The following is a 13,380-nucleotide window of genomic DNA, read 5'->3' as shown; positions in this document are numbered from 1 at the left end:
CGCGGATGCCGATCACGCCCACCGAGAAGATCTGGATGGACGGCGCTCTCGTCCCCTGGGACGAGGCCCGGGTTCACATCCTCACGCATTCGCTGCACTACGGCAGCGCGGTCTTCGAGGGCATTCGCGCATACGAAACGTCCAAAGGGCCCGCGGTGTTTCGGCTGACCGACCACATCCGGCGACTGCACGACAGCGCCCACATCTTCATGATGCAGGTGCCGTATTCGGTGGACGATCTCGTAATTGCGTGCAAGGACACAGTTCGCTCGAGCGGGCTGTCGTCGTGCTACGTGCGCCCGCTGGTGTATCGCGGTTACGGCGAGATGGGGCTGAATCCTCTCGTCGCGCCGGTCAATGTGTCGATCGCGGTGTGGCCGTGGGGCGCATACCTCGGCGAGGAGGGATTGCGTCGCGGCGTTCGCATGACGATTTCGTCGTGGCGTCGTCACGATCCCAACATCATCCCGCCGGCGGCCAAGGGAACAGGACAGTACATCAACTCTTCCCTCGCCAAAATAGAGGCGCTCAAGGGCGGCTACGACGAGGCGATCATGCTGAACCCTCAGGGTTACGTCGCCGAGGCGACGGGCGAGAACATCTTCATCGTTCGCGACGGTGAGTTGGTCACGCCGCCGCTGTCGGCCGGCGCGCTCGCCGGGATCACGCGTGAGTCGATCATGCGGATCGCGGCCGACCTCGGTGTCGCGGTGCGCGAGTGCGACCTAATGCGCTCCGAGCTGTACCTGGCCGACGAAGCGTTCCTCACGGGTACCGCAGCCGAAGTCGTTCCGGTGCGGGAAATCGACGACCGCACGATCGGCGCCGGCGAAGTCGGACCGCTCACCAAGAAACTGCAAGATGTGTTCTTTGCCGCCGTGCGCGGCGATGTTGAGCAGTACGCGGGCTGGCTCGAGCACGTGTAGGCGGGAGAGAAATGACGTCACCCATCGTTCTGTACGACACGACGCTTCGCGATGGCGCCCAGCGAGAGGGCCTTTCGCTCACGGTCGAGGACAAGCTGAAGATCGCCACATGGCTCGATGAGCTTGGAGTGCACTACATCGAGGGCGGCTGGCCGGGTTCGAATCCTAAGGACATCGAGTTCTTCCACCGGGTTGGCGGCATTGGGTTGAAGAACGCACGCATCGCGTGCTTCGGCGCAACTCGCCGGCCGAACGGATCGGCGGAGTCCGATGCCGGAGTACTCGAACTGCTGAATTCGGGGGCTCCGACGGTGTGCTTGGTGGCGAAGGCGCACGACCTGCAGGTGACCGCCGCGCTCGGCACGACGCTGGATGAGAACCTGCGCATGGTCCAGGACACGGTTGCGTTCCTCGTTCGCGAAGGAAGAGAGGTATTCCTCGACGCCGAGCATTTCTTCGATGGGTATCGCCGTGATCCCGAGTACGCGCTGAAGGTCCTCGCCGCAGCCGGCGACGCAGGTGCAGCGACGCTCGTTCTGTGCGACACCAACGGCGGGGCACTGCCCTGGGAGGCCGGCAAGATCGTGTCGGCGGTTCGTGAGGCGCGCGGCGAGCCGATCGGCGTGCACTTCCACAACGACGTCGGGTGCGCGGTCGCCAACGCGCTCGTGGCGGTCAAGCACGGGGCCGTGCACGTGCAGGGAACTATCAACGGGATCGGGGAGCGGTGCGGTAACGCCAACCTCCTTACGATCATCGGAAATCTGGCCTTGAAGTCCGGCCTTGAGGTGCTCGACGCCGAGCACCTCGCGAAGCTGACGACGGTGCACTACGCCGTCGCTGAGATCTGCAACATCGCGCCCGACGCGCACCAGCCCTACGTCGGGGCGAGCGCGTTCGCGACGAAGGCCGGCCTGCACACGAGCGGACTGGCCAAGCTCGAGGGCGCTTATGAGCATGTGGACCCCGGGCTGGTCGGCAACGGCCGGCGGCTGCTGGTGAGTGAACTCTCGGGACGCTCGACGATCGTGTTGAAGGGGAAGGAGATCGGAATCGACCTGGAGTCCGATCCCGGCACGGCTGCCGCGATCTTGTCGGCGGTCAAGGATCTCGAGCATGCCGGCTACCACTTCGAGGCGGCCGACGCCTCCCTCGAGTTGCTGATGCGTCGACACGCCGGCATCGAGCGCGAACTCTTCCGTCTGGAGTCGTTCCGCGTGATCGTGGAGAAGCGCGAGGACGGCCAGGTCGTGTCGGAGGCGACGGTGAAGTTGTGGGCGCGCGGCGAGCGTCACATCGCTACGGCGGAGGGCAACGGCCCGGTCAACGCGCTGGACGCGGCGCTGCGGATGGCGCTGGTGCGTTTCTATCCGGCGCTCGAGGCGATTGAACTCGTGGACTACAAGGTCCGCATCTTGGAGGAGAAGCAGGGAACCGGGGCCGTCACGCGCGTGCTGTTGGAGTCGCAGGACGGCACACGGGAGTGGTCTACGATCGGCGTGTCTCCCAACATCATCGAGGCCTCGTGGGATGCTCTCGTGGACGGGTTGAACTACGGCTTACTGCACGCGGAAGGTGAGGCTTCGGAGTGAGGATTGCACGTGTTGCGCACGGTGGGGCGATCGCCTTCGCCGTGATTGAGGATGACGTTGCCGCTGAGTTGGACGGCCCGCCGATCGGGGCGCTGCGCTTCACCGGGAACCGCGTTCCTTTGCAGGAGTGTCGCTTGCTCGCGCCGGTGCTTCCGAGCAAGGTCGTGGCCGTCGGCAAGAACTACGCGGAGCACGCGGCGGAGTTCGGAAGCGAAGTTCCTTCCCAACCGCTGATCTTTCTCAAACCCTCGACGGCGGTGATCGGTCAGGGCGATGCGATTCGCAAGCCTGCCGGACTCGTGCGCTTGGATCACGAGGCGGAGTTGGTAATAGTGATCGCGGGACTCGTGCGCAACGCGGACGAACAAACGGCTGAGAACGCGATTCTGGGCTACACGTGCGGCAACGACGTGAGCGCGCGCGACTACCAGGCGTCCGATGGTCAGTGGGCGCGCGCCAAAGGCTTCGACACTTTTTGTCCGCTCGGCCCCTGGATCGAGACCGACCTCGATCCGGCGAAACTGCGGGTGCAATCGAGGGTCAACGGCGCCGTTCGCCAGGATGCGAGCACCGCGGACATGGTGTTCCGCCCGGCATTCCTGGTTTCTTACGTCTCCAAGATCATGACCCTGTTGCCTGGGGACGCGATCATGACCGGCACGCCTGCCGGCGTCGGTCCGATGGAACCAGGCGACACCGTCGAGATCGAGATCGAGGGCATCGGGACACTGTCCAACCCCGTGATTGCGGCGGGCGACAAGTGACCGAAGTCCGCACGCGTTTCGAACCTTCCCCGAGTGGATCCATTCATGTTGGGACTGCGCTCACGGCGTCCTTCAACTGGCTATACGCGCGCCGTCACGGCGGCAAATTCGTCTTGCGCGTTGCCGACACCGATGCCTCACGCGTCGTCGAGGAAGGGCTGCGTTCGGTCGTAGAAGACCTGCGCTGGCTGGGTCTGGATTGGGACGAGGGCCCTGAAGTCGGAGGCCCGGACGAGCCGTATTTCCAGAGTCAACGCGGTGAGTTCTATCGCGAAGCCGGCGCGCGCCTGCTCGACGGCGGTCACGCCTACCGCTGCTACTGCACGTCCGAAGAACTGCAGGCCGCGCGCGAACTGGCGCGCGCCGAAGGCCGCCCGCCCAGATACCAGGGTCGGTGCCGCGACCTCACCGCCGCCGAGCGCGCGGAGTGCGACGCTGAAGGGCGTCCCGCCGTCGTGCGTTTCCGTGTTCCGGAAGGCGAGACTCGAGTTGTCGACATGGTTCGAGGAGAAGTCGTCTTCGACCATGCCCAAGTCGAGGACTTCGTCATCCAGCGCGCCGACGGCAGCGCGCTATACAACCTTGCGGTTTCCTGCGACGACCTCGGGATGCGGATTACGCACATCGTGCGCGGTGAAGACATCTTCTCCAGCACGCCCAAGCAGGACATGATCATGCGCGCGCTGGGTGCAACTGAGCTTCCCGTCTACGGCCACATGCCGTTGATCGTGGGCTCGGACCGAAGGCCGCTCAGCAAGCGCCACGGCGACACCGCCGTCGCGCAATACCGCGAGAAGGGGTATCTGCCGGAGGTGCTGCTGAACTACCTGGCGACGCTCAACTGGTCGATGGGGGACGGATCCACCGAACGCTTTTCCGTCCCCGAGCTGATCGCGGCGTTCGACCCCTCAGGGATCACGCGCAACCCGTCGGCTTTCGACATTGAGAAACTCGCGGCGTGGAACGGCGAGCGGATCCGCGCGATGTCGCCTGAGGAGTTTGCGGCGCGCGCCGAGCCGTTCATGGTCGAAGCCGGGGTCCTTTCGGAGCCTGTAGCCGGCGAGGCGCGCGCCGTCGTGTTGGCGATGGCGCCGCTCGTTCAGGAGCGAATGAAGCGGCTCGACGAGGCGCCCGGGCAGTTGCGCTTTCTCTTCACCGAGCCGGAGCCCGACGAGCGCGCGCGCGTCTTGCTGACGATCGAGCGCGTTCCGGCACTCGAGGCGGCCGCCGAGATCCTGGAGCGCGTTGAGCCATGGGACGCCGCCGCCATCCAGTCGGCCCTGACCGAGTGGGCCGACGATGCCGGAATCAAGCGCAAGGAGGCGTTCCAACCCGTGCGCGCCGCGGTCACCGGGACTCTGGTCTCTCCGCCGTTGTTCGAGTCGATCCAGACGCTGGGGCGCGCGCGCGCGCTCGCGCGAGTGCGTGCTGCCGTGGCGCGCGCGCGCGGTACTGCCTCCTAAGGCGAACCAAAGGTGACTCGCACGATGTGTTTCACAGCATTAGTGAGAGCTGCGGCGAGGAGTTCGACCGCCGGGCCGGGGCCGAGGACCTCGACTGGGTCGCGTCGGCCTGGACTGCGCAACGACCAGCGCATCCGCGTTGCCCGACCCTAGCCGGGCAAGTACTATGACCGCGCTCCCTTGGGGCGTAGCGTAACCCGGCAGCGCGCCAGATTCTGGATCTGGTTGTCCTGGTTCGAATCCAGGCGCCCCAGCCGGCCCCATCGTCTAGCGGCCAAGGATGCCACCCTCTCAAGGTGGAGACACGGGTCCGAATCCCGTTGGGGCCACACCAAAAACTCCAGGTTAACGACCTGGGGTTTTCTTTTTGACCACACCCGCGGGCCGTCGCCATAGGACGGGGGCGTTCAACCTCGGGGGCGACAGGGCGCGATTCGCGAACACCGCCTCTGTCGGTCCTACGGCCTTGTCTTTCTTTCGGTATATTAGGAACAAATAGTGCATGGGGCCCTTTTGGCCATGGTCTATTTGCGCATAAATGGGTGGTCGTGGCGCGCCGCGTGATCATGGCGCCCGCGCCGAGGATGGCGTTTGCGTATGTGGGTTGACCGAGGCGGCAGAGAAAGGGTCGGGTCTGGAGACGGGAGAAACTCGAGGGCACCCGCCGCAACCCTAGAAGCGCCTAGGGTCGGTGTGCGAGATAAACCCTCGGCCACCAGGGGTAACCCCGGGCGCGCACGCCTTCGCGCGAGGGTCTTGATGGCCTCGGAAGTCCGGCATGGACCCTGTTCAGAGGGGAGAAGACGCATCACTTGCATACGAGGCGTGTGGGTCTTTGGTCCCGCTCTTAGCGGAAATATCCTTGACGTGTGGTTTCAGACAAGTCGTGAGTTGCTCCAGAGCGGTCGTGGGCGCTCGCCGGCCCAGCGCCGGCGCTGTTCGGCCGTTGGGAGCACAGGTACGGAGGCTGGATGATGGGCCATCGAAGAATGAAAGCACCAAGACGATTCCTCTTGGGCCTCACGGCAGTGGCTGCACTCGTTCTTGTGGGGATCCCCGGTCTCGGCATGGGAGAGGATCTGCCGCAGACCGGCGTTCCGCAGACGGTGTCCGGGGCGGTGTCCGGGGCGCCTAGGTCGACGGGGCTCACAGGCCACACGCCGTCGGCCGACTGTGGTTCTTGTCACTTCAACCAGGCACTGGTGGGTCCCGATCGATATGTGAACCAAGAAGCATTCGCTGCGACTTACCACTACAGGAAGGCCTCGGAACTCCTCGGGCGGGCACTCAAGTGCCAGGACTGTCACGTAACCAAGTCGGGTAAGTGGGTCGCTCACCCCTCTGACAACTTCGTCCCTTCGCCCAACCCCGCAGAGATCACCAACGACGCCGATCAGACCTGCGGGAAGTGCCACGGTGGCATCGCGGCCGATTTCAAACATTCGCTGCACGGCACGACCAGGGGAGTCCTTAACAGCTTGACGGCTGCGGAGAACGCGGACGACCACATTCAGCAGGGTATCGGTCGCAGCGCCTATCAACTTTGGGCTGGGATCGATCCGGCCGACCAGACGCAGACTCCCGGCCACATTGGCCGGGCGCAGTGCAGCACTTGTCATGCGGCATGTTCCGACTGCCACATGACGGGCGGCAATCAGCAGTCGGCCAAGCAACTGGGCGCCAACACTGATCCCTACTTGCCCGGGAGCTTGGGCGACGATCAGTCGGGGAACCCGGCGACGGGTCAGGGTGGATACCTCGGGACGGATTACCCGATGAACCCGGGATTCATCATGACGATGGGGATGCCGGTTGTTCAGCCGGACGGTTCGCCGATGATGGTGCCCAACGCCCCGTACGCGATCGACGGTAAACGGACGGCCGCCAACGCCTTGAAGGCGTCGTTCTACCCCTACCCGATGATGAGGGGTGGCGGGAGCGCGCTGCTGTTCAAGGGGTACTCGCCGGACGAGGCCCGGATGGACATCGCCAGCCACAACATCGTTCTTCCGAGGTCCGGAAATCGGGAAGACGGGGCCCCCGGGCTCTCTCGCGACTCGTCCATCGCGATGTGCTGGCGGTGTCATGCCCGCACGACGCCTGAGTATGTCGGCACGTTCCTTGCCTACATGCCTTTCGACGCAACCGCTGCGTTCGGATGGAAGAAGCAAGCTGAGCCGTCGGTGCACTACCAGGCAGGCATGGTCTGCGTGGACTGCCACAAGGGCACTGAGATTCACGGGGACAAGGACAAGCCCGCCATTGAGCACACGACCGACGCGGTGAACGTCAAGTGTGAGTCCTGCCACGTGGAGGATGCGCCGCCCGTCGGGCTCGACGACAAGTTCGTGACGGCCGCGAAGAAGATCGTCAACAGCCACGAGACGGTCGAGTGCTCGGCTTGCCACAGCGAGTGGAATCACAACTGTGTGCGTTGCCATCCGGTCGAGGGCAAGGACGTCAACTACCTGGATCCGCGCCATGAGCGCGCGGTGATGTCCCTGGACGCCATCGCGGTGACCGATGAGACCGGAGAACGCTTCTTGAAGTACTTCGGCCGCAACAAGTCGGGCAAGGTCCAGACCATGGCTCGTATCGCGATGTTCGACAAATCGGGGGGGTACTGGCTGCGTGGGTTCCACAGCATCCAGCGGGCTCCCGACGGAGAGGGTAAGGATGCTTGCATCGCTTGCCACACCGACAAGACCCGCATGCTGGTCGACCCAGAGCCTGGGACTCGCAATGCCAATCCCTGGGAGATGGAGAGCCCGGGGGTTCCCGAGGCGTACATCGATCCGGCGGTGGTTGCCAAGAACACCACCAAGACCTGCAGTCACTGCCACTCGACCTCGGTGCATAGCGCGGCGCCGTTGGTCAGGAATTGCGTGATGTGTCACGGCTCTGTGCCGCTGAACCCGCACGAGGAATAGCTCTCCCGTCGTCTACCGGCACCCGTGCGGGGTGCCGGTAGACGCGTTTTTTCTGGGCCGTTCGGCCCATCAGATGCCGCGTCCGTGGCGCAAACTGCACAAGTTCTTTACATCCGCGCGATAGCCTCTGGATGGTCGTCAAGGGGCGTGAATCCCTGCTCGATACATCATCGGGGAGGGCTGGACGGCTAGAACACGGACCGGGTCCACGCCGAGAGAGCCGAGGAGGATCAGTTGACTGGGTCGAAGAGGCGTCGCGGAGGGTGGCCCTTTGCGGTCATCCTGCTTGCAGTGGGGGTCATGTCGGTGGTCGTCGGCCCTGCTTTTGGGGACGAAGGGCCTGCGGGACACTCAGACGTTCCGGCACCCAAGTTGTCGACAGTTCCGTGGGGTACCCCGACCGCTTCATCGCAGCAGTCCCAAGAGGCGCCTGATGCTGCCGGCCATGACATGAGCGGCGGGGATATGAGCGGCATGGACATGAGCGGAGATACAAGTCACGGCTCGGTCGTCGACGCCGAGGCGGGGGGTCACGGTCACTCGTCCAGCCCAGGCGATCGCGCGAACTGGTGGGTAGTCGGGGCATTCCTGGGGTTGATCGTTTCGGCGACGACGGCCGCCGCAGGAACGAAGCGCCGCCTTGCTCGCAAGATGGCTGCGGGTGAACTCCTCGGCACGGGTGTTCGCAATGTCTGAGCACTCCGACGTGTTGGATCCAGAGCGATCGGGTGCCGGGGCGGGAACCGATGATCTTGAGCAGGCCTTCGCCGCGCCCGACGCACGGGTTCCGCACCTTCCTCCGTCCGGGGCCGAACCCAACCTGTTGCACATAGGTTGGGTGTCGCGGTTGTTGCGCAGCCGCTTCTATCCGGGCGCGCTGCAGTGGATCGGCATCCTGGTCTTTGGCGTCGTGATGGGAACGACGCTGTTTGGTCCTCCGGAGTTCGACAAGAACATCGGGGCCACCGTCGTGTGGATTCTGTGGTGGCCGCTGCTCCCGATCTCGTTCTTCCTCTTCTCGCGGCTGTGGTGCACCGTGTGTCCCTATCCCGTCGTGGGGGAATGGTTTCAGAAACTGGTCGGCGTGAACCTGAAGGTTCCGAAATGGTTGAAGAAGTACGGGATCTGGATCATCGACTTCACGTTCCTGGCGATCACTTGGGGTGACCACGTCTTCGGCATCGTGGAGTCACCGCGCGGCACCGGTTACCTCTTGCTCGCCATCCTGACGGGGGCGATCGTCACGAGCCTCTTCCTGGAACGCAGGGCGTTCTGCACTCACTTGTGTTTCCTGGGCGGGTTGTCGGGCAACTACTCGATGACGTCTCCGCTGGCCCTTCGATCCAACAAGGGGAACTGCAAGGCCACGTGTGCGGACTCTTGGTGTGCGAAGGGGTCCGACCATGCGCCGGCGTGTCCGATGTTCCAGACGCCGCGCACGATGGACTCCAACCGTGACTGCAACCTGTGCGCTTACTGCATCAAGTCGTGCCCGCAGGGATCGCTCCGGCTGGAGTTGCGCAAACCGACGTCGGAGTTCTGGTCGATTCGCAAGCCTCGTCCAGAGGTAGCGTTTCTAGCGATCGTTCTCGTCGGCGTTGTGATTGTTCAGAACCTGACGATGCTCGGAGCCTATGAGACGATTCTGAGCCGCGTCGCGTCGATTACCGGCACTTCGAACGTCGACCTCAACTTCACCGTCGTGTTCCTCCTTGCCATGGCGGCTCCCGTGCTTCTGCTCTTTTTGACCAGCGCGATTTCCGCGCGTCTCGGGGGCGGCACGATGGGACGGGACTTCACGCGCTTCGGCTACGCGCTTATCCCGTTGGACCTCGCGGGCCACGTCGGCCACAACCTGCTGCACCTTCTGGGCGAAGGCCTGGCCGTCCCCAGAGCGATCATGGGGGCCTTTGGTCGCCGGTGGACCGGCAGTACGGCGTTGCTGAACACCCCGACGATCAGCGTGCTGCAGTACTTGATTCTGGGCGCCGGCGTCTTTGCCACGGTCTACGCGGCGTACCGTATCTCGCGTCGCAACGGCGGAAAGGCGAATCTGGGCGCGCTGATTCCGCAACTCGCGCTGATCGGAGTGCTGGTGGCGGTCAACATCTACATGTTCGCTCAGCCGATGGCGCACCGGGCGTAGATGCGGCACCGGTATTCCGACACCGACTCCGGCATCGAGTCAGACTGCGCTCACGATGAGGCCTTCGATACTCACCGGACGGTTTGAAGACGTCACGCGTATGGTCGCGAGGCCGGATCGCGTTCCGCTCTCGACTACCGAGAAGATCTGTCCGCGGCGCTGGGATCCCGATACCAGGCTGACTCGTTTGAGCAAGGTCTTGCCCACGTAGATCTCGACCGCGCCGCAACTCGGACAGGTGGTCGCGATCAGCCGGATTCTCTTGACTGCCGAGACGGGCAGCGTCAGCGTGGCGCCTCTGGCGGTGGCCGTGGAGAACGAGTTCAGGTAATAGCCGGCCGCCGTCTTACGAAGCCAGCCGGCCGAGGCTCGCATGTCGGTGTTGTTTGCAGGAATGACGGTGCATCGCTCGGTGCTTGCCGATGAAGTCATGCCGACTCCGTTGGCAGCGCGTACGAAGAAACAGTACGTGGATCCGGTTGCCAGCGTTGCGCGGCCGCTTCGAGACGTCGTTGAAAGGAAACGGGAAACCGTCTGGTATGAGGCCGCGCCGGCCGCCTTGCGACGGGTGCCGACGACGTATCCGGCGACGCCGCTTTGGGCATCCGTCGCCGCGCTCCAGGCCAACGTGATGGCCTTCGATTTCTGGACGAGCGGCAATGTGGACAGGATTGGCGTCGACGGCGCCGTTGCGTCGCGAACGGAGGCAGTGAATAGCCCCGACCCGGATCCGAGCAGCGCCTCCGCGTTGGACTGCGCTGCGACGCTCGTATATGGCGCGCGCATGTTCGCAGTGGGGGCGATTGGCTCGGGATCCGGAGGGATCTCGATGTCTCCCGGCCGCTCGCCTCCGAAGTTGCGGCCGGCCGGCTTCGTGGGATCATTGACCAAACCCCACGCAGCACCGTCGTTTACCGATACCGCGACGGCTCCGTCGCGGCTCACTGCGACGATCTCGTCGCCGTCGGACGGATTCACTTCGAGCGCTTCAACGTCATTCATCTGGTTGCCGACCGTGGATGTCCCCATAGCATTGGCGAGGATCGTCTCCTCAAAGCTCTCCCCGCCGTTCACCGACTTCATCAACCCGCTTTGACCCGGGTTCGCGCTTCGGGCCGCCCACACGGTCGCCGTGGCGCAGTCCACTCGGACGTCGTTGAAGCTTCCGGTGAGTTGAGTGCCGGTGGCGGCGCTGGTCGCTCGGACGACCGATGGCGTGCCGGACGCGTTCGACACGACGGCGATCCCGCCGGTAGACGTTCCAAGCGCCGCAAAGACGGTGTCGCGAACGCTCGCATCTGCATCGCCGGTATCCGCGCAGTAGGACAGGGCCATCACGCCCGTGGTGATCCCCGTAAGCCCGGAGGAGGAGATCGAGGCGGAGCGGGAGTCCGGCGTTTGGGTGCGCGATCCGCTCAGCGTGACTTTTCGCAAGGACCCGGCGGACTCGTCATTGGTGCTGGTCCCGACGTATGCGACGTCGGTCCCAGGCAAGCCCACTATGGCCGAGACGTTCCCGTTTGATCCGGGGCCACTCATACCAAGGTCGGCGGAGGACGTTTGCGCTAGGTATTCGTACTGATTTCCGTTGCCTTGGATGGCGAGTACGTTCTCGGGGAGGTCTGCGAGATCCGAGGCATCGGTGGCGACATCCGCGGCTGATAGAAGATTCCCGTCGCCTCCGGACCCGGCGAGGATCCACGACGTGCCTTGCGTTACCGATGGCCACCAGTCGACGGCGCCACCGCCGCGCGACTGGATTGTGATCCACGACGTGCCCCCGTCGAGTGATCCCAGAGTCCGCCCGCCGCCCGAGAACGACAGCATGGTCGCCAACTGGTCGTTGCTGCCGGGTCCGTACGCTGTGTCTTTGACGACCGCGGCCTCCAACCCCGTGATTGAGATCCCCCCGCTGCCCGGGTTGCTTCCCGCCGACGCAAGGACCGGCCAGGCCGGGAACGACGGTCGGTTCAGCGCGAGGTCCGCGGCGGATGACTTCGCAGCCCCGTATTGGCCGTCACCCGAGATCAGCACGCGATTCGTGGCGCCGTCGTAGGCGGCGTCGAACGCCATGCCGGTGTTGTTGTTGATTCCGCGTACGGGGCGGACGTGCATGACCGTGCCTTGCTGAGTGAGCCAGCAACTTCCAACGGTTCCCTCGCCGCCGAGCGGGGAAACCGATCCGATTGCGCCGTCATAGGCCCCGCAGGAACTCGGGCCGGTGGCGAACGCGCCCGACGAATTCGTGGCGTCGTTATCCTGGTTGTGGAACGTGGTCGTCGTGGTCGAGGTCCAGACGCCTTCGCCGTACGTGGACATCCGCGCGGATCCGTCGCCGTCCGAGCTGTAGACAAGGACGGTGCTCGGTGACCTTCCGGTCCCGACCTCTGGGCCCTCGGGCGGTCCTCCGAGTCGGATGAACGTGAGCGAAGCGTTGCTCATTGCTGCGTTGGGGATGGTCGTTGAGTTATCCGCGATCCGCGAGGGACTCGCGTCCACCGCGTACAAGACAACGTCGCTTGATTCCGCCGGCGCGACCGCGAAGATGGGTGCATCCGACCCGGGGGCCATCCAGATTCGGTCGGCGGGAGAAGTGCGATATCCGTTGGATCCCATGGACGCGAAGACGGGGGCGACGTACGGCGTGTCGTCGGTGGGCATCGTCGCCCAAGACATCTGGTTCCCGACGCCGCCTTCGTTGCTCATGAACAGGATCGAGATCGGTCCCACGTGGCCCCAGTAGAGCTTTGTGTTCGGGTCCGCGCCGTTGACGAGGATGTCGTTCCAAGTGATTCCGAAGTCCCGTGAGAACCAGACCTTGCCGCCGACGATTGCGGCGATTTCGCCGGCGACGGCCGATGTCGTCGCGCTGGAAGCGGTGCCCGTTCCGTCAATCCCGACTGCCGGGTCGTCGGTCGAGATGGTGACCGGAGACCATGTGCCGCCATAGTCGACGGTTCGGTACAGCGAAGGGATGGCCGTCGTGGTGAGATAAAAGACACCTGTCGCGGCGTCCGGGATGATCGTTCCGGTCTGGGCGCCGTATGCGCCTAGACCGCGGAAGCGATTGCCCGATTCGACGACGACGATCTCTTCGGTTGCCGATCCGCCCGCGACTACGATCGTCGCGGTTCCCACGCTTGTACCCGGGGCTGCTGCTGCGGCGGCGTAGGAACCGTCGGCTACGGCGGAAAACAGCCCTTCTCCGACTTCGTTGGTGACCGAGACGTGGCGGCCGGAGGTTCCGGTGAGTGCAAGGAATGCCCCCTCTACGGGAGAATCACCCATCAAAACGGTGACGACTACGGTCCTGGATGCGCGCGCCGGAGCCATTGAAATCCCGCTCAGCGCCGCGCAAAGCGCAAGGACTAGCAGGGATTTCGACCGCATGACCACTCCTTCTCGGGAGCCCTGATCGCATTGGACGGACCAAAAAGGCCCTATTAGGCTCAAATTCCTGTCGGTCCTCCGGTCCGACCGGTTGATGGCGCCATCGGGTCATTTCCGTACTCCAAACAGTCGGTCTCAGGAATCCGCGCGGGCGCGGGTGCGCGGCCCG

At 64.3% G+C, this 13,380-nt stretch carries 8 protein-coding genes and 2 tRNA genes; 9 read left to right on the top strand and 1 reads right to left on the bottom strand.

Translation table 11 applies throughout. The annotated features are described in order from the left end of the window. Window positions 1-5 precede the first annotated feature (5 nt). The 9 genes from WDA27_04055 to WDA27_04015 all read left to right on the top strand — a co-directional run bounded on the left by WDA27_04055 (window position 6) and on the right by WDA27_04015 (window position 9,821). Window positions 6-926, top strand: a complete 921-nt coding sequence (locus WDA27_04055; GenBank protein MFA5890115.1) for a branched-chain amino acid transaminase — start codon at window positions 6-8, stop codon at window positions 924-926. A gap of 11 nt (window positions 927-937) precedes the next feature. Beyond that, entirely contained in the window at window positions 938-2,518 is a 1,581-nt protein-coding gene (cimA, locus tag WDA27_04050) for a citramalate synthase (GenBank protein MFA5890114.1), read from the top strand. Beyond that, the gene (locus WDA27_04045) at window positions 2,515-3,282 is read left to right on the top strand and encodes a fumarylacetoacetate hydrolase family protein (GenBank protein MFA5890113.1); all 768 of its coding nucleotides are present in this window, start codon (window positions 2,515-2,517) and stop codon (window positions 3,280-3,282) included. The genes cimA and WDA27_04045 overlap by 4 nt, the downstream gene beginning before the upstream one ends. Beyond that, window positions 3,279-4,745 (top strand): glutamate--tRNA ligase, encoded by a 1,467-nt coding sequence (gltX, locus tag WDA27_04040; GenBank protein MFA5890112.1) that lies wholly within the window; start codon window positions 3,279-3,281, stop codon window positions 4,743-4,745. The genes WDA27_04045 and gltX overlap by 4 nt, the downstream gene beginning before the upstream one ends. Before the next feature lie 181 nt (window positions 4,746-4,926). Next, a tRNA-Gln gene (locus WDA27_04035) sits at window positions 4,927-4,999 on the top strand. 2 nt (window positions 5,000-5,001) lie between these two features. Next, window positions 5,002-5,074: transfer RNA gene (locus tag WDA27_04030), tRNA-Glu, on the top strand. Between the two features lie 660 nt (window positions 5,075-5,734). After that, complete coding sequence (locus WDA27_04025) at window positions 5,735-7,675, top strand: hypothetical protein (protein ID MFA5890111.1); 1,941 nt, start codon at window positions 5,735-5,737, stop codon at window positions 7,673-7,675. Window positions 7,676-7,909: 234 nt separating this feature from the next. Further along, the gene (locus WDA27_04020) at window positions 7,910-8,371 is read left to right on the top strand and encodes a hypothetical protein (GenBank protein MFA5890110.1); all 462 of its coding nucleotides are present in this window, start codon (window positions 7,910-7,912) and stop codon (window positions 8,369-8,371) included. Beyond that, window positions 8,364-9,821: a 4Fe-4S binding protein gene (locus tag WDA27_04015; protein MFA5890109.1), complete on the top strand. Its 1,458-nt coding sequence runs from the start codon at window positions 8,364-8,366 to the stop codon at window positions 9,819-9,821. The genes WDA27_04020 and WDA27_04015 overlap by 8 nt, the downstream gene beginning before the upstream one ends. A gap of 39 nt (window positions 9,822-9,860) precedes the next feature. On the opposite strand, the gene WDA27_04010 is transcribed toward WDA27_04015, so the two are convergent. Then, window positions 9,861-13,211 (bottom strand): hypothetical protein, encoded by a 3,351-nt coding sequence (locus tag WDA27_04010; GenBank protein ID MFA5890108.1) that lies wholly within the window; start codon window positions 13,209-13,211, stop codon window positions 9,861-9,863. Between the last annotated feature and the right edge of the window lie 169 nt (window positions 13,212-13,380).

Source organism: Actinomycetota bacterium (assembly GCA_041658565.1).
GTDB lineage: Bacteria > Actinomycetota > AC-67 > AC-67 > AC-67 > JBAZZY01.
This window is presented reverse-complemented; position numbering and strand designations above follow the sequence as displayed.

Excerpts from the sequence above, each read along its gene's own strand:
- WDA27_04015 (MFA5890109.1), top strand. The coding sequence starts at position 8,364 with ATGTCTGAGCACTCCGACGTGTTGGATCCAGAGCGATCGGGTGCCGGG.
- WDA27_04055 (MFA5890115.1), top strand. The coding sequence starts at position 6 with ATGCCGATCACGCCCACCGAGAAGATCTGGATGGACGGCGCTCTCGTC.
- cimA (MFA5890114.1), top strand. The coding sequence starts at position 938 with ATGACGTCACCCATCGTTCTGTACGACACGACGCTTCGCGATGGCGCC.
- WDA27_04025 (MFA5890111.1), top strand. The coding sequence starts at position 5,735 with ATGAAAGCACCAAGACGATTCCTCTTGGGCCTCACGGCAGTGGCTGCA.
- WDA27_04010 (MFA5890108.1), bottom strand. The coding sequence starts at position 13,211 with ATGCGGTCGAAATCCCTGCTAGTCCTTGCGCTTTGCGCGGCGCTGAGC.